Origin of the sequence: Bacterioplanes sanyensis (assembly GCF_014652515.1) — a bacterium.
In the GTDB taxonomy this organism is placed as follows: Bacteria; Pseudomonadota; Gammaproteobacteria; order Pseudomonadales; family Oceanobacteraceae; genus Bacterioplanes; species Bacterioplanes sanyensis.
Genome location: NZ_BMYY01000003.1, coordinates 98,613 through 114,520, shown reverse-complemented (window position 1 = coordinate 114,520; position 15,908 = coordinate 98,613). Strand labels below are relative to the sequence as shown.

Genomic DNA, 15,908 nt, shown 5'->3' with positions numbered 1-15,908 from the left:
ATTTGGGTACACTGCGCGGCTGTTTTTGACCAGCCAGACCGGGAGCCCGCATGATCGAGCGCTGGACACCACACGCCACCGTCGCCACCTTGGTTGAACACCAAGGGCGGTTTTTAATGGTTGAAGAAATCAGCGGCGGCGAAGCGGTGCTGAATCAGCCCGCGGGCCATGTTGAAGCCGGCGAGACCTTGCTCGAAGCCGCCTGTCGCGAAACTCTGGAAGAGACCGGCTGGGAGGTGAAACCCACGGCGGTGCTGGGCCTCTATACCTACACCAGCCCCACCAATGGCGTGACCTACCACCGCTATTGCTTTATCGCCGACGCCATCACTGCAGTGGAAGGCGCGGAGCTGGACCGGGGCATCATCGGACCGCGCTGGATGACCATTGAAGAGCTGCGCGCCTCATCGCGTTTGCGCTCCCCCATGGTTTTAACTTGCGTCGAAGATTATTTGGCCGGCAAACTTTTTTCTCTGGACGTTATCGTTGAGCACCCTTAATGACTAGCCATAGTTCTCCTGAAACCGCCCGCACCAAGGTCATCGTTGGCATGTCCGGTGGCGTTGATTCGTCTGTCTCTGCCTATCTGTTGTTGCAACAGGGCTATCAGGTAGAAGGCTTGTTTATGAAAAACTGGGATGAAGACGACGGCACGGAATACTGCACCGCCAAGGAGGATTTGGCCGATGCGCAACAGGTGTGCGACACCCTAGGCATTAAGCTGCACCAGGCCAATTTTGCTGCCGAGTACTGGGATAATGTCTTCGAGCATTTCTTGCACGAATACAAAGCCGGACGCACGCCCAACCCAGACATCCTGTGCAACCGTGAAATCAAATTCAAAGCCTTTCTGGAATACGCCAAAATTTTAGGCGCGGATTTGATTGCCACCGGCCACTATGTGCGCCGCCGCGATGTAGACGGTCGCACCGAACTGCTGCGCGGCCTCGATGGCAACAAAGACCAAAGCTATTTTTTGCACGCCGTCGGCGGTGATGAAATTGCACAAACTCTGTTTCCCGTGGGCGAGCTGGAAAAGCCTGAGGTACGCCGCATTGCCGAGCAAAACGGCCTGGTCACGGCCAGTAAAAAAGACAGCACCGGCATTTGCTTTATTGGCGAGCGCCGTTTTCGCGATTTTTTGCGCCAGTACTTGCCCGCCCAGCCTGGGCGCATTGAAACCCCAGAGGGCGAAGACATCGGCGAGCATCAAGGCTTGATGTATCACACATTAGGGCAGCGCCAAGGGCTTGGCATCGGTGGCTTGCCCAACCACCCTGACGCGCCTTGGTATGTGGCGGGTAAAGACTTGCAACGCAATGTATTAATCGCGGTACAAGGCAAGAATCACCCATTACTATTCAGCGACTGGCTGACGACCAGTGACATTTACTGGGTTAACGCCGCACCCGAGCTGCCACTGCGCTGCAGTGCCAAAGTGCGCTATCGCCAAGACGACCAAAGCTGCACCTTGTTCCGCGACGAGCAGGGCTATCGGGTCGAATTTGACCAACCGCAGCGCGCAGTTACACCGGGCCAGTCTTTGGTACTTTACGACGGCGACGTCTGCCTAGGTGGCGGCGTCATTGAACACACAGGTAAGCAGGCATGAGATCCCGCAACGAAGAGCAAGTCATCGCCTTGGCGGCGGTATTTCAGGCAGCAACACTAGTGGAGCAACTGGCTCGAGAAGGCGATGTCCCGCAATCCAGCATCGAGCCTCTGCTGCGCAGTGTGTTCCAGCAATCCCCCGACCGCTTTGATGACATCTATGGTCACGCGCCGTCACAGCTCAGCGTTGGCTTGAAGCAGTTGCGCATTGTCGTGGGGCGCGATCCAGCTGGCATCAAGCCCGAAGTCACCGGCTACGCCCTGAGCCTGTTGCACCTGGAGCGCAAACTGCGCAAAAACGGCGACATGATGGCTGCCTTGGGAGATGGTATTAACCAAGCTTCGCGCCAGGCTGATCACTTCTCCGTTGGCCATGAAAACACCATCGCCGCTCTGGCTGGCCTGTATCAGCAAACGCTGAGCAACCTGAGCTTTCGCATTCGCGTGAAAGGCAACCCCAGCTACCTGCAAAATCATCACACCGCCAATAAAGTGCGCGCCCTGCTGCTGGCCGGCATTCGTGCGGCGATTTTATGGCGCCAAGTCGGCGGTCGTCGCTTTCATATGCTGGTCAGTCGCAAACGCTACCTAAGCGCCTGCGATGCACTCATCGACAACCCGAATCAAGGTGAATCATGAGCGCAAAACCCTTAGCACCGGGCGCTCGCCGGTTTAGCACGGCTCCTATGATGGATTGGTCGGATCGCCACTGCCGGCGGTTTTGGCGGGCGCTGACGCGTCACAGCCTGCTGTACACAGAAATGGTGACAACCGGTGCCTTGATTCACGGCGACCGACAGCGTTTTCTCGCCTATAACGACGAAGAGCACCCGCTGGCACTGCAGTTAGGCGGCAGCCTGCCTGAAGAGCTGGCTCAATGTGCGCGCTTTGCCGAAGAACTTGGCTATGACGAGGTCAACTTGAACGTTGGCTGCCCCAGCGACCGAGTGCAGAACAACATGATTGGCGCTTGCTTGATGGCCCATCCACAGCTGGTGCGAGACTGCCTGGCAGCCATGCGCGACGCCTGTGACATCGACGTGACGGTCAAGCACCGCATCGGCATTGATGACCAGGACAGCTATGAGCATTTGCGTGATTTTGTCGGCGTCGTGCAGGAAAGTGGTGTCACGACCTTTATCGTGCACGCTCGCACGGCCATTCTGGCGGGCTTATCACCGAAGGAAAATCGTGAAATCCCACCCTTGCGCTACGCGTTGGTTCATCGCCTCAAGCTAGACTTTCCACAGCTGGAAATCATCCTCAACGGCGGCCTAAAAACCCATGAGGAATGCGAGCAACAACTCCAGCATTTGGATGGCGTAATGCTTGGCCGTGAGGCGTATCATAACCCCAGTGTTTTGATGAGTGCCGACCAGCGCTACTTTGGCAGCGATCACTCCTCAGACACGAGCATCGAGGGGCGCAAGCAAGCCATTCGCTCGCTCTACCCCTACATCGAGCAACAGCTGCAACAAGGTGCGGTTTTGCACCACATCAGCCGCCATATGCTGGGGTTGTTTAACGGCGAAAAAGGCGCGCGTTTGTTTCGCCGTCATTTGAGCGAGCAAGCCCACAAACGCACCTCTGGCATTGAGGTGATGGAAGAGGCACTGGCTCTGGTGTCCGAGCCACAGCCAGCCTGATCAGCACTTTTCACACTCTCCTGCTTTGCGCAGAGCATCTTGCAAGCCGCCCAGGTTTTCGACCTGGGTGTACCCCAAAGCTTCGAGCTTTTGCAGTGCAACACCGGCCCGACGTCCAGAGCGGCAGTACAGATAAATAGTGTCATCTTTAGCTAGGTCGGCAGCGGCAATGGCCGCTTCGATCTCGCCATGGGGCATCAATAATGCACCCTGCTTATGGCCCTGTGCGTACTCTTGAGCACTGCGAACATCAATCCACACGGGCTCGGCCCAACTCGCCATTGCCGCGAGGCACAAGATCAGAGCCATCATCATTTGAGTCGTTACTTTCATACTTAACTCCAAGCACTTGATAATTCTGTATTTTCATAGCCGAGGTTGACCTGCCGGCCAGTTTTGGGCAACGTTTAGCCACCCCTTACCGAATTCAAACTCAGGATGCCTATATGAGTAAACTGGAAAGTTTGCGCACCATGACTTCTGTCGTTGCCGATAGCGGCGACATCGAGGCCATTCGTCAACATCGCCCCGAAGACGCCACCACCAACCCTTCGCTGATCTTAAAAGCCGCCGCCTTGCCGGCGTATCAGCCGCTGCTCAAGCAAGCGGTCGACTGGGCACAACAGGTGGACAATCAAGACTCCGTGCTCACCAACGCTTGCGACCATTTGGCCGTCAGTATTGGGCGCGACATCCTTGAGTTGATTCCCGGCGTGGTATCCACCGAGGTGGATGCGCGACTGTCCTTTGATACCGCCGCGACCATTAACCGAGCAGAGAAATTGATCAATCTGTATGAGCAAGCTGGCGTCAACCGTAAGCGCATTCTGATCAAAATAGCGTCAACCTGGGAAGGCATCGAGGCTGCGCGCCAACTGGAGCAGCGCGGCATTCATTGCAACCTGACACTGCTGTTCAGCTTCGCCCAAGCTCAAGCCTGCGCCGATGCCGGCGTAACGCTCATCTCGCCGTTTGTTGGCCGCATTCTCGACTGGCACAAAGCCAAGCAGCCTGAAATCGACTTCAGCGGCGCCGCCGACCCAGGCGTGCAATCCGTCAGCCGTATTTATCGTTACTACAAGCAGCACAACTACAACACCGTTGTGATGGGCGCCAGCTTTCGCAACTGTGGTGAAATCGAACAGCTGGCGGGCTGTGACAAGTTGACCATTTCTCCCGAGCTGCTGACCGAACTTGAGCAAGATCAGGGCGAACTGGAACGCCAGCTGCATCCAAACATGGGCAGCGACGATGCCCGCGCAACACTCTGTGAAGCCGATTTTCGCTGGCAGCAAAACGAAGACGCCATGGCGACAGAAAAACTGGCCGAGGGCATTCGTCGCTTTGCCATCGATCAGCGCAGTCTGGAACAGCAACTGCAGCAACACATAAAGAGCACCTTATGATCAAAGCCATTCTCGACTGGTTTGCGCCCGAGCAAATCCAACAACAACCGCAACACACGCTGGAAAAGGCTACAGCAGTGTTGCTGGTGGAAATCATGCGCGCCGACCATCACATCGACGAAGCTGAAGAAGCCGCCTTTCGTGACATCGCCACCCAGCATTTGGGGCTAAGCGCAGCAGAAGCCCAGCTGTTGCTGCAGGACGCCCGTCAAACATCCGAGCAAGCCAATGACTTATTTCAGTTCACGGAATTGCTGCACCAGCACCTGAGCAGCGAGGACAAGTTTCAACTGCTCTGCCAGTTGTGGCGTTTAGCCTACGTTAGCGATGGCATCGATCGCTATGAAGAGCACATGATCCGGCGCATTGCTGAACTGCTCTACATGCCTCACAGCGAGTTTATTCGTGCCAAGATTCAGGCCCGTGAGCAGCAGTAACCGAGCATGATTCAAGACATTGTCGCCCACTACGATCAGCTCATCAGCGATCTGCAATGCCTTTGCCGCAGCTTGCAGCAACACCCGCCACGCCACTGGCTATTGGGTCACGAGCCAGACCAGGCGCTTGGCACTATTTGCCAAGCGTTACAAGATGTGTGGTATCAACAAGGCCAGGATGGCCGCGTCACACGTACAGACATCGGCTTAATGGCCGTCAGCCCAGCGCAGTTTGAGCACTGCCAGCAAGTTAACGACAGCAAACAAGCCTTGCAGCACAGCGTGCGCCAATATCGCCAACAACAGCAAACCGATTGGCCTGCCCTGCAAGGCCAGCTGGCGCAGCGTCATAGCCAGCTGCGGGAGCACTTAAAAGGCACTGGCTTAGCGCGCTTGCATTTAAAGCAGTGCTATCGCCAACTGCCATTACTGCCGCAAAAGCCGAAAAAAGTCGGTTTTAGTTGGTATGCCCACGGTCGCAGCATCAAACAATTAACGATCCAGCAAGCTGAAGAGCAGCTGCTGGCCTTGGGCGAGCACAAAACCCATATTCAGATGCAGCTGCAGACATTGGGCAACCTAAGACCTGGCACACGCCTGGCGCAGGTGCAGGATTTAGCCCCCATTATGCGCGCCAACTTGCTGTATCCGGATGGTGAGCGCAAAGCGATGAGCGTATCGCTGCCATTGATCTTTATTGATGACGGCAGCGGCCTACCGGCGTTTAACCAGATAACGCCAGAGCCACCCTCGGGGCGCACCCGTCAAAGCCGCGGGGATCGCCGCTTAAGCGATGAACTGCTGCTGCCCAGTCTGCGCGTTTACGGCTACCAGTAGCGAGCTTAATAAAAAAGGCCGCATTCGCGGCCTTCTTCACAGCACCCTAAATGCCTGCTTATAAGCGGTTTAAACCGTTCAGCGCCGCCACCCGATAGGCTTCTGCCATGGTTGGGTAGTTAAAGGTGGTATTCACAAAGTACTTCAGTGTATTGCCCTCACCGGGTTGCTCCATGATGGCCTGGCCAATGTGCACGATTTCTGCCGCTTGGTCACCAAAGCAGTGAATGCCCAGAATCTGCAACGTCTGGCGGTGAAATAGGATTTTCAACATGCCGACGCCTTCGGCCGTGATTTGAGCGCGAGCGATGTTTTTAAAGAAGGCCTGACCCACTTCGTAGGGGACTTTTTCTTCCGTCAGCTGGCGCTCGGTTTTACCCACCGAGCTGATTTCTGGAATGGTGTAAATGCCCGTCGGCACCGAGTCTACGAAGTTGAAATCCTCGGGTGCAGAAATCTGCGCGGCGGCAGCACGCCCTTGGTCGTATGCGGCGGACGCCAGCGACGGCCAGCCGATCACGTCGCCGACGGCGTAAATGTTCTCTACTGCCGTGCGGTACTCTTTATCGACTTCAAGCTGACCACGACTGTTGGTTGTTAAACCAATGCTCTCTAAGCCTAAATGACTGGTGTTGCCACTGCGGCCCGCAGCCCACAAGAAGGCATCTGCCTTGACCTTTTTGCCCGATGCCATGGTCATGGTGACGTAGCGCTCATTGCTTTGCACCGAGTCAAACTGCTCGTTATGGCGAATCAGTGCGCCTTTATCGCGCAAGTGATAGCTCAGCGCGTCGGAGATTTCGTCATCGAGGAAATTGAGCAAGCGATCGCCAGGGTGAATCAAATCCACCTTGACGCCTAAGCCCGAGAAAATGGACGCGTATTCGCAGCCAATCACGCCAGCACCGTAAATAATCATGGTGCGCGGCGTGTGCTCAAGCTGCAAAATGGTATCTGAGTCGTAGATGCGTGGATGGTTAAAGTCGATGTTTTTCGGCCGCCAAGGGCTTGAACCAGTGGCAATCACCACCTGCTCGGCATGCAGTCGAGTGTTGCTTTGAGTGCCGGTGTATACATCCACCGTGTGCGCATCGGCAAAGCGCGCTTGGCCGGTGTAGACGCTGATACGATTGCGACCATAAAACTCGGTGCGCAACTTAACTTGCTTAGAAATGACGCGCTCAGCATTTTTTAACACCTGCGGAAAGGAGAACCAGCGCGGCTCGCCTATCTCACGAAACATTGGGTTGGTGTTAAATGAGATGATCTGCTTCACCGCATGACGCAGGGCTTTAGACGGAATCGTGCCCCAATGGGTGCAATTACCGCCAACCATTTGCTTATCCTCGACGATCGCGACCTTTTTGCCATTTTTGGCCGCATTCATCGCTGCCCCTTCGCCCGCTGGGCCGGCACCGATGATAACGACGTCGTAGTGATAATCTGCCATGCTTTTCTCCATTCCTGTTACGTCTGTTAGACACCTGTCATTGTAGACAAGGCCCTTAGTAATGCTGATTAGCGCTTAGTCGCATCGTAAAACTGAGCCTGTGACGATGCCTGAGCGGCTTGCTCGTTTTCTTCCTCACATTTTTTAGGATCGCCGCCACAAATATCGCATGCACCGTCTAAACCAACAGCGCTCATGCCGCCACACGAACCTGACAATGGCTTACGCCCCAAAATAACACCGACCGCCATACCGGCAACAATCACCAGCATGACGCCTAAAACTACAAGAAAGGTATTCATCATTTACTCCCAGAAGCTTGCGCTTCCAACCAATGTTCAAATGCCGGCGACATCAGCTCAGCGTATTGCTGGCCATCACGCACGATCATATAGATGGCCAGATCGTACTGGGTTGCCAACGACAAGGCGCGCTCTGGACCGACAACATTGAGCGCGGTCGCCCACGCATCGGCCATGCCCGTCGACTCATGTATCACACTAACAGATGCCAGCTTGTGAGTAATGGGCATGCCGGTGACTGGGTCGATGGTGTGCGATACACGCTGGCCATCCACTTCATAATAGTTGCGGTAGTCACCCGATGTCGCCAGCCCCAAATCTTGCAACTCGACGATCAGCTGTGGCTCGCGTTCCAGCCCCAAATCTGGGCGCTCAATCGCGATACGCCAATGGGTGCCATCGGGCTTTTGACCCTGAGCTCGAATCTCACCGCCAATCTCAACTAGGTAGTTGGCAAAACCTTGCTCGGCCAACAGGTTGCCGATTTCATCCACCGCCCAACCCTTGGCTACCGCAGATAAGTCAATGTATAGAGGCACCTGAGTGATGAGTCGGTTGCCTTCGAGGGTTAACTTGTCCATACCCAGCTGCGCGCGAATCGCTGCGATTTCGTCTGCCGCTGGCGGCTCACGACGCTGCTCCGGGCCAAACCCCCAGCGATTGACCAAAGGCCCTACGGTGACATCAAAAGCGCCCTCACTTTGCTGGTTCACCTGTAGCGCCATGGCCAACACTTCGGCAAGGTCATCACTGACTTGCGCTTCACCGCCTTGCTGGCGCTGGTTTAGCAGTGACAACTCAGAGCTTGGGTCATAGGTGGACATTGAGCGATTGATTGCCCGCAAGCGCTGATCCACCTGGGCCTGCAAGGCCGACAAATCAACTGAGCCCTGCGCCACTATGGATATGTGATAGCTGGTGCCCATGGTTGGACCACTGATGCGCTCGACACGTTGTTCTGGTGCTTGGCTACACGCCAATAAAAACATAGACAGCAGCACCAGCGTTGCTGCAAACACTCGACTCATGGGGAGACTCTCCTGAAATGGCGCGCAGTATAACGACTGGCAGGCAAGGCTGGCCAGTAGAGGATGGTCAAGCTGGCCACGACGGACTAAGTGCATAAACAAATGATCTAAGCAGCCCAACCATAACCGTATTGTCATTTGGTTATTTAAGCTAGAATCGAGGTTGAATATGAATCACAAAAGAGAACAAACGGTGGACACAACTATCGACGTTTTGCGTGCGCACAATACCAGCAAAGACACCGCTGCCCCCCTATCTGATGAAATGCTGGAGCTGATCGCACAGCGTTTTCGCCTGCTGGCGGATCCAATGAGGCTGCGCATTTTGCATCAGCTTCAAGGGGGTGAAAAATCAGTGACTGAGTTGGTGCAGGCGACGGAGGCATCTCAGCCTAATGTATCCAAGCATTTGTCGACATTACGCACACACGGCTTGGTGAAGCGGCGCCAGCAAGGCAACCTGGCGTATTTTTCCATCGGCGCGCCGTTCGTGTTCGATTTATGCAATACCGTTTGTGACAGCATGAGAACAGAGTGGGAGCGCAAGCAAAACCTGTTAGACAACCTGTAGGCGAAGACTCAGCGCGCATCTCGCCAGATGATACGACCGCCTTGGTCACCCCGCTTAACAGCCCCCTGTTGCTGCCACAGTTTGAGAATCTGCTGGAACTGCCCGCGACTAAGGCGCACATCATCGACCGCATGCGCTTCAGGGTGACGTTGCAATAAACGTTCACTCACGGTGCCCGCAATGAGGCTGTCTAAATGAGAGCGCAGCCGATCTTCACTGGCACCGGTCTGAAGCAAGCGCTTCAAACTGGCTAATAGCTGATCGAGGCGCGCTGGCAACATCAACTCTTCACGACTGCAGTTGCCGGCCTGATACACATCTGCCACGACATGCAAACTGATGGTTTGCCTGGCTACTAGGCGCTGGCGCGGCGGGGTTTTAACTGCGACTTCTTGTTCATGTGGAATGGTAGCGGCGTTAACGGCTACTGACTCGCTGCCTACAGGGCACCAGCCACTGCCCAGCTGGGTACTGAAGCCCGGCAATGCCGTGCGCACGTGCGAGAGCAACTCATCACGTAAGTGCCAGCGCTTCATGGGCGTTTGCTGACGAATAATGTCATGAAAACCAGACAAGCGTCGCTGCTCTTCCGTTTCTGGCCCATCTAAAGTGCGGACAAACGCCATAATGGGCTTATTGAGGCTTAAAGCATGCACATACTCGCGATGTAAATAGCTGATGCCTGTGGGCGCCATGGGGCCATAGCTGTCACCTAACAGCAGGATAAAACCATCTGCCAACTCGATCTGGCGGCGCACCAAGTTCCAGTCGTATGGGGTGCCTTCAGGATCAAAGACCAGACCAACATCTTGCACACCTTGAGTGGCCAAACAGCGTTTGATTTCACCCCGCTCAAGGCTGAGATTACCAGCGGTTGAGGCGAGATAAACCAACTGAATAGCATTGTCTGGCATTGACGAATTCCTGTTCCTTACGATCACCCGGGCAAGGAGCAATAGCCCGGTAACGGCGGCACCACTATACCAGCGCCTTCCAAGAAAGACAGCGCCTGCATTACGCCAGATTACAGTGGCGACGCTATCCGCTACAATAGCCGATCTTTCACATCCCAGAAGCCAAGGCATGACACGCAAAAAGAAAACCCGCTCTTTAAAGCGCATTCACAACGTCAAAACCGGTAATCGCGCCAAGCTTAAGCGCAGCTTGGGAAACGACCGCCAAGTCGGCAAGCGCGTTAAGGGCCGACGCAACCAGTCTGTGTATGAAAAGTTTCTGGAGCAAAACCCTGAGGCAAAAGAGCAGCAGCAACGAACGGCTGCCAAGCCAGCAGCGCAAACCGAGACCGACACTCAGCGAGAGACCAGCAAGAAGCGTGACGATGCACCGCGCGATCTCTTGTCAGAGCTGGATAAACAAGACTTCAACGACATTTACTGATGCCCGTTTGGCCATACAACCAGCTTGAACTGAGCTGTTACCCTCCACTGCCTGAACACGTTTCCCTGCCCTGGGACAGCAGCGACGAGTATTTGCTGCAACTCAAAGGCGACGGCAACGCAGTCGTGTTCAATGATCGCCATGGCGCGATCACCTGCGCCCTCGGCCCCCTAGCGACCAGCGTGCTCGACAGCGCCTGCGCCCAGCATGCACTGCAGCGCAACTGGCCCCACAGCAACCGCCCCAACATCACATGGCTGGAAAGTGGCGATGCTCGGAGCGACAGGGCTCAGGCTTTGATCAAGTTCCCTAAAAGCTTTGATGCACTGCTGCGCTATTTGCAGTGGTGCTGGCAGCATCTCGGTCCTGATGCTGCCATTCACTTGGCCGGCCCGGCCAAGCACATCCCCGTCGCTTGGCTCAACTGGCTTGAGCAGCACTGCGCCAGCTATCAGCAACACAAGGTGCAACGTAAGGCTCGAGCAGTAAGCGTGCAGCTAGCACCCAACACCTGCCAAGAGCTGACACTTTGGCAAGGCTATACCAGCGCTGACGGCCTTGGCCTGCAGGCACTGCCGCTGGTGTTTTCGCGCCAGCGAGAAGATCGAGGTGGACGCGCACTGTTGAACCACCTCGCTGAGCAACCTGATCACTCAGGTCATTGGCTGGACTTAGGCTGCGGCAACGGTTTACTGGGTTTAACGCTCAAACAGCGCTGGCCTGACAGCAACTTCACTTTAACAGACGACTCTTTGAGCGCCGTTCTATCAGCACAAGCCAACGCACAACGACTGGGATTAACCGTCGATTGCCAACATGGCGACAGCTGCGAAAACACCCCCGGGCCGTACGCTGGCATTGTTTGCAATCCACCGTTTCACGATGGCCACAAACAGCTCACCAATCTGGCTTTGCGCATGTTTGAGCAAGCCAAGTCTGTGTTAGCCGACGATGGGCGCTTACTGGTGGTCGCGAACCGCCACCTGGCTTATCGCCCGATGCTCAACCGCTTGTTCCGCCAGGTCCTAGCGCACGGAGCCGATAAATTCACGATTTATGACTGCCAGCCATGACCCAATACCGAGCACACGACGGCCACAGCGAGCTTGAGGTCAAACGCAGCCGCTTTATCGCCTTGGGCGTGGTGATTGCGTCGAAAGCGGATTTCGAGCGGCACCTGTCTCAACTGCAGCAACAACACAATAAAGCCAGCCATGTTTGCTGGGCGTTTCGCTGTGGCACAGGCAATCGGCCAGAGGAGGGTTATTCGGATGACGGCGAGCCAGGCGGTACGGCAGGCATGCCGATGCTGAACGTTTTGCGCCACCACAACCTGGTCGATTACGCAGTGTTTGTCGTGCGCTACTTTGGCGGCACTAAACTGGGAACGGGTGGACTGCAACGGGCCTATTCCGGCGCTGTGCAACAGTTGATCGCATCACTGTCACTCAGCGCCATCGTACCCACCACGCAGCACCAGATTGAACTGGCGTTTGCTCAAGAGTCTGGTTTGCGTCGGGAGCTAGAATCGCACCAGGCACAGGTGCTGGATTGCCAATATCGGCCAGATAAGGTGGTCATGCAGGTGGAGCTACCCGTGCACCACGAAGAAGCACTGACGCATTACTGCCAGCTGCATCAAATGCAGTTAAGCTCGGCGGCCTAGCCAAGCAACATTATCGGCGTCTTGCTCCGGCGCCAGCTGCTCAGCCATCAAACGACGATTCTCACCCGACAGGCGCACATAGCGAAACGTTACCCGACAGCAATCTTGCGAACAGCGATGCAAGCCATGCACGCCGACTTCTCCGTCGATGGTCACCCGACCATGAGGGCCGGAGAGCGTCACTGCCACGTCAAAGGTGCAATAACGACCACAGTCGTCACGAAAAGCATCCAATGCTGATAACGGCAACTCACATTGAAAACCCAAGGGAGACACCTGATCACACAGACCGCGGAAGATCACTTCGTCTTTCTTGCTTACAACAACACTAGGCATAACAAAATGATACATATTGCTGATCGATGATCGGACCATAGCCGACTTGACTTTAATTGCCAACCGTGATGAATCATATGGCCTGATTTGTAAAGCATTTACGTTAACTGGATAGCAAAAAATTGGCAGATCCGCTGAACCCCTTTAGACTCGCCCGCCTCACCCATGACAATAACAACGAAGATACCTTGGCATGAAATTCTTAACTCACGCACTGATTCTAACCATCGCTGTGCTGCTGAGCGCCTGCTCCAGCCAGCTAAAACGCTCACCCAGCACCCCTGAAACGGCGACTTCAGCAACCAACCCAGAGGCTTTGACCATTCAATACCTGGGCGTTGGCGGCCATCTCATCAGTTACCAGGGCAGTCAATTGCTAACGGCTCCCTCGTTCACCAATCCACACTTATTGCGAACTGGCCCATGGATGCCACTCAGCGCCGACATCGAGAAAATCGACCGTTACATGCCAGCCACCGACAACGTGCAGATGCTGCTGGTCGGACACGCTCACTACGATCACTTGCTCGACGTGCCACACATCGCACAACAGCACACGCCCGATGCCGTCATCTATGGCTCTGCCACCACCCGCAACACGCTATTACCCGCCCTGCCAGCCAGCCGACTGGTGGCCATGAATGAACACATGGGTTCAAGCACCCAACCTGGGCGCTGGTTTTACAGCGCTGATCGGCGCATTCGCATTATGGGATTGGAATCTGGCCATGCACCGCATTTGATGGGGCTGAAATTCATGAGCGGCTCTCATGAGCAACCGTTAAAGTCATTGCCTTGGCATGCGTTTGGCTGGAAAGAAGGCCAAACCCTGGCCTTCTTGATCGATTTTCTCGACTCCGACGAACAACCCGTGCATCGAATTTATTACCAGGATGCGGCCAGCCAAGCGCCGGCTGGCTTAGTACCGCCCTTAGAAGACGGGAAAAATATCGATGTGGCCATTTTATGCCCAGCATCGTTTTCGCAAGTGGAGCAGTACCCTGAAAGCGTCGTCGCCAACACTCAAGCACGCCACTATATACTCGGCCACTGGGAAGATTTTTTTGCCAATGACTTAGAAGGCAAACAGCGCTTTGTACGCCTGACCGATGAAGATGAGTTTATTGAGCGTCTAGAAGCTGCCTTGCCAGCCAACAGCGACTGGGTACTGCCCGGTCTTTTTTCCACCCACCGTTTTGAGCCTGAAACCTGATGCAACCCTATGCCATCGCCGCCCGTGCTTTTACGCTAACCCAACTGTGCTGGCCGCATCTATTGATGCTGGCCGAGCACCGTGAGCTGGACATTCACCCAGCCACCAAGTTGCTCAACAAAACCAACAGTTGGCTGCGTGGCGAACTGAAATCCGAAGCCAACTTACAGCGCTTCTTTGATGATTTTGCCGACTGGCGCGAGCAGCTAGAGCAGCACGATAGCCTGGCCGATGACATTGCCGACCTTACGCTGTCGTCGTTGTTTTGCGCTGCAGAAGCTTGCCTTGGCGGTGCCAGCGAAGAGGACTGGCAACTGTTGCAGCAGTGGCTTCAGCAGTTGCAGCAAACGTCCCCCTTAGAAGGTGAGCCGCTGCACGCTTATTGGAATGAGCTGATGTCAGAGCAGGATGAACTCCTAGGTGAAGAGCCGCAAAAGCCACTCGCCAAAGCCTATTTTCATTGGCTGGCACAACAACCTGCCACTCCCTTTGGTGCCGCCCTGCACGAAGCCGACGACTGACCTGCTAACGCGCACCGGCGGTTGACCCAAGTCAAGATCGGCCTCTCCCTCTTTCGCTAGGGTGCGCCGTTTTTAACGCGGCGAGCCCTGGCTTGAAAGAGGCCAGCTCGCCTTGTTCGACTTTGGGAGCACCACCCATGACTTTTCGCCCTGAACTGTTGTCGCCCGCCGGTACCTTTCGCAACATGCAATACGCATTTGAATACGGCGCAGACGCCGTATACGCCGGTCAGCCCAGATACAGCCTACGAGTACGCAACAACGACTTTAATGCCCAACGGCTGGCGGATGGTATCGACTACGCCCATCAACTGGGCAAACAGTTTTATGTCGCCAGCAACATTGCGCCGCACAACAGTAAAATCAGCAGCTACCTGCGCGACATTGAACCCATCATCGATATGGGTCCAGACGCTCTAATCATGTCCGACCCAGGCTTGATCATGCTGGTGAAAGATCGCTGGCCGGACACCGTCATTCACCTGTCGGTGCAAGCCAACGTCGTCAATTGGGCCGCCGTTGAATTCTGGCGCCGCCAGGGCGTCAGCCGAATCATACTGTCGCGCGAGTTATCGCTGGAGGAAATTGCAGAGATTCGCGATCGCTGCCCAGAGATGGAGCTGGAGGTATTTGTTCACGGGGCACTGTGCATCGCCTATTCCGGGCGCTGCTTGCTGTCTGGCTATATGAATCACCGCGACCCTAACCAAGGCACCTGTACCAATGCGTGTCGCTGGAAATACCAAGCCCACGAGGCCAAAGAAACCGCAGGCGGCGACGTCATTCCGGTGCAGGCACAGGAGTTTGACCCAAGCACATCGACCTTGGGGTTAGGCCAGCCCAGCGACCAGATATTCCTGCTGCAAGAAGGCAATCGCGACAACGAGTACATGCCAGCGTTTGAAGACGAGCACGGCACCTACATCATGAACTCGCGCGACCTGCGCGCCATTCAGCACGTGCAAAAACTGGTGGAGCTGGGTGTGCACTCGCTCAAAATCGAAGGGCGCACCAAATCCCACTATTATGCAGCCCGCACCGCCCAAGCCTACCGCCAAGCCATTGATGACGCCGTCGCCGGTCGCCAGTTTGACCGCCAACTCATGGACACCCTGGAGAACATGTCTAACCGTGGCTACACCGAAGGCTTTTTCCGCCGCCACGTGCACGACGAGTACCAAAACTATGAGCGCGGTACCTCCATCAGCACTCGCCAGCAGTTTGTTGGTGAAGTAAAAGCCGACAAGCATGCAAGCATGTTGACCATTGAGGTTAAAAATCGGTTTCAGCTGGGCGATTCACTGGAGCTGATGACCGCCAACGGCAACCATACCTTTGTACTGACCGAGCTGTATGACCAGCACGACAATCCACGCGAGGATGCGCCGGGCTCTGGTTTTGTCGTCCGACTACCGCGCCCACACGGCATGGCCGAATGTGATCTGCAGCGCGCCTTGCTGATTCGCAATTTGCCAGCACAATGACG

20 protein-coding genes are annotated in these 15,908 nt (G+C 55.3%); 14 read left to right on the top strand and 6 right to left on the bottom strand.

From position 1 onward, the window contains the following. Positions 1 to 50: 50 nt before the first annotated feature. The 4 genes from IE090_RS06415 to dusA are packed head-to-tail and all read left to right on the top strand — an operon-like array spanning position 51 to position 3,257. A complete protein-coding gene (locus IE090_RS06415; protein WP_189387540.1) occupies positions 51 to 500 on the top strand; it encodes an NUDIX hydrolase in 450 nt (149 codons plus the stop codon). Further along, complete coding sequence (gene mnmA / locus IE090_RS06410) at positions 500 to 1,612, top strand: tRNA 2-thiouridine(34) synthase MnmA (RefSeq protein ID WP_189387539.1); 1,113 nt, start codon at positions 500 to 502, stop codon at positions 1,610 to 1,612. Before IE090_RS06415 ends, mnmA begins: the two co-directional genes overlap by 1 nt. Further along, the gene (gene hflD, locus IE090_RS06405; RefSeq protein WP_189387538.1) at positions 1,609 to 2,250 is read left to right on the top strand and encodes a high frequency lysogenization protein HflD; all 642 of its coding nucleotides are present in this window, start codon (positions 1,609 to 1,611) and stop codon (positions 2,248 to 2,250) included. The genes mnmA and hflD overlap by 4 nt, the downstream gene beginning before the upstream one ends. Then, the gene (dusA, locus tag IE090_RS06400; RefSeq protein WP_189387537.1) at positions 2,247 to 3,257 is read left to right on the top strand and encodes a tRNA dihydrouridine(20/20a) synthase DusA; all 1,011 of its coding nucleotides are present in this window, start codon (positions 2,247 to 2,249) and stop codon (positions 3,255 to 3,257) included. The genes hflD and dusA overlap by 4 nt, the downstream gene beginning before the upstream one ends. Here dusA and IE090_RS06395 read toward each other — a convergent pair whose 3' ends face one another. Continuing rightward, positions 3,258 to 3,590 (bottom strand): rhodanese-like domain-containing protein, encoded by a 333-nt coding sequence (locus tag IE090_RS06395; protein ID WP_229815531.1) that lies wholly within the window; start codon positions 3,588 to 3,590, stop codon positions 3,258 to 3,260. Between the two features lie 113 nt (positions 3,591 to 3,703). Between IE090_RS06395 and tal the strand changes: the two genes are divergently transcribed. From tal to IE090_RS06380, 3 genes are read left to right on the top strand one after another with little or no spacing between them, the layout of a single operon-like run. Further along, positions 3,704 to 4,663 carry a transaldolase gene (gene tal, locus IE090_RS06390; protein WP_189387536.1) on the top strand — a complete coding sequence of 320 codons (960 nt, stop codon included), beginning with the start codon at positions 3,704 to 3,706 and terminating at the stop codon, positions 4,661 to 4,663. Then, positions 4,660 to 5,100, top strand: coding sequence for a tellurite resistance TerB family protein (locus IE090_RS06385; protein WP_189387535.1), 441 nt, complete (start codon positions 4,660 to 4,662; stop codon positions 5,098 to 5,100). Before tal ends, IE090_RS06385 begins: the two co-directional genes overlap by 4 nt. Before the next feature lie 6 nt (positions 5,101 to 5,106). Continuing rightward, complete coding sequence (locus IE090_RS06380; RefSeq protein WP_189387534.1) at positions 5,107 to 5,937, top strand: DNA replication terminus site-binding protein; 831 nt, start codon at positions 5,107 to 5,109, stop codon at positions 5,935 to 5,937. Positions 5,938 to 5,995: 58 nt separating this feature from the next. Here IE090_RS06380 and sthA read toward each other — a convergent pair whose 3' ends face one another. The 3 genes from sthA to IE090_RS06365 form a co-directional block, all read right to left on the bottom strand. Beyond that, positions 5,996 to 7,387: a Si-specific NAD(P)(+) transhydrogenase gene (sthA, locus tag IE090_RS06375; RefSeq protein ID WP_189387533.1), complete on the bottom strand. Its 1,392-nt coding sequence runs from the start codon at positions 7,385 to 7,387 to the stop codon at positions 5,996 to 5,998. Positions 7,388 to 7,455: 68 nt separating this feature from the next. Continuing rightward, on the bottom strand, positions 7,456 to 7,689 hold the full coding sequence (gene nqrM / locus IE090_RS06370; protein WP_189387532.1) for a (Na+)-NQR maturation NqrM: 234 nt from the start codon (positions 7,687 to 7,689) through the stop codon (positions 7,456 to 7,458). Then, a complete protein-coding gene (locus tag IE090_RS06365) occupies positions 7,689 to 8,717 on the bottom strand; it encodes an FAD:protein FMN transferase (RefSeq protein WP_189387531.1) in 1,029 nt (342 codons plus the stop codon). Before IE090_RS06365 ends, nqrM begins: the two co-directional genes overlap by 1 nt. A 193-nt stretch (positions 8,718 to 8,910) precedes the next feature. Between IE090_RS06365 and IE090_RS06360 the strand changes: the two genes are divergently transcribed. Then, positions 8,911 to 9,288: an ArsR/SmtB family transcription factor gene (locus tag IE090_RS06360; RefSeq protein WP_229815530.1), complete on the top strand. Its 378-nt coding sequence runs from the start codon at positions 8,911 to 8,913 to the stop codon at positions 9,286 to 9,288. An 8-nt stretch (positions 9,289 to 9,296) separates the two neighbouring features. Here the strand turns inward: IE090_RS06360 and IE090_RS06355 are convergent, their stop codons facing one another. Continuing rightward, the gene (locus IE090_RS06355; RefSeq protein WP_189387530.1) at positions 9,297 to 10,202 is read right to left on the bottom strand and encodes a DUF4062 domain-containing protein; all 906 of its coding nucleotides are present in this window, start codon (positions 10,200 to 10,202) and stop codon (positions 9,297 to 9,299) included. A 169-nt stretch (positions 10,203 to 10,371) separates the two neighbouring features. Here IE090_RS06355 and IE090_RS06350 point away from each other — a divergent pair, with 169 nt between their 5' ends. Genes IE090_RS06350 through IE090_RS06340 form a run of 3 tightly spaced genes read left to right on the top strand, consistent with a single transcriptional unit; the run spans position 10,372 to position 12,352 of the window. Beyond that, the gene (locus tag IE090_RS06350) at positions 10,372 to 10,686 is read left to right on the top strand and encodes a hypothetical protein (RefSeq protein ID WP_189387529.1); all 315 of its coding nucleotides are present in this window, start codon (positions 10,372 to 10,374) and stop codon (positions 10,684 to 10,686) included. Then, positions 10,686 to 11,759, top strand: a complete 1,074-nt coding sequence (locus tag IE090_RS06345; protein ID WP_189387528.1) for a class I SAM-dependent methyltransferase — start codon at positions 10,686 to 10,688, stop codon at positions 11,757 to 11,759. The genes IE090_RS06350 and IE090_RS06345 overlap by 1 nt, the downstream gene beginning before the upstream one ends. Beyond that, positions 11,756 to 12,352 carry an IMPACT family protein gene (locus tag IE090_RS06340; protein ID WP_189387527.1) on the top strand — a complete coding sequence of 199 codons (597 nt, stop codon included), beginning with the start codon at positions 11,756 to 11,758 and terminating at the stop codon, positions 12,350 to 12,352. The genes IE090_RS06345 and IE090_RS06340 overlap by 4 nt, the downstream gene beginning before the upstream one ends. Here the strand turns inward: IE090_RS06340 and IE090_RS06335 are convergent. Beyond that, complete coding sequence (locus IE090_RS06335) at positions 12,335 to 12,688, bottom strand: hypothetical protein (protein ID WP_189387526.1); 354 nt, start codon at positions 12,686 to 12,688, stop codon at positions 12,335 to 12,337. The two genes, IE090_RS06340 and IE090_RS06335, sit on opposite strands and share 18 nt — an antisense overlap. Before the next feature lie 193 nt (positions 12,689 to 12,881). Between IE090_RS06335 and IE090_RS06330 the strand changes: the two genes are divergently transcribed. The 3 genes from IE090_RS06330 to trhP all read left to right on the top strand — a co-directional run bounded on the left by IE090_RS06330 (position 12,882) and on the right by trhP (position 15,906). Continuing rightward, positions 12,882 to 13,901 carry an MBL fold metallo-hydrolase gene (locus IE090_RS06330; protein WP_189387525.1) on the top strand — a complete coding sequence of 340 codons (1,020 nt, stop codon included), beginning with the start codon at positions 12,882 to 12,884 and terminating at the stop codon, positions 13,899 to 13,901. Beyond that, a complete protein-coding gene (locus IE090_RS06325) occupies positions 13,901 to 14,422 on the top strand; it encodes a hypothetical protein (protein WP_189387524.1) in 522 nt (173 codons plus the stop codon). Before IE090_RS06330 ends, IE090_RS06325 begins: the two co-directional genes overlap by 1 nt. A gap of 137 nt (positions 14,423 to 14,559) precedes the next feature. After that, positions 14,560 to 15,906, top strand: coding sequence for a prephenate-dependent tRNA uridine(34) hydroxylase TrhP (trhP, locus tag IE090_RS06320; RefSeq protein WP_189387523.1), 1,347 nt, complete (start codon positions 14,560 to 14,562; stop codon positions 15,904 to 15,906). The last annotated feature ends 2 nt before the right edge of the window (positions 15,907 to 15,908 follow it).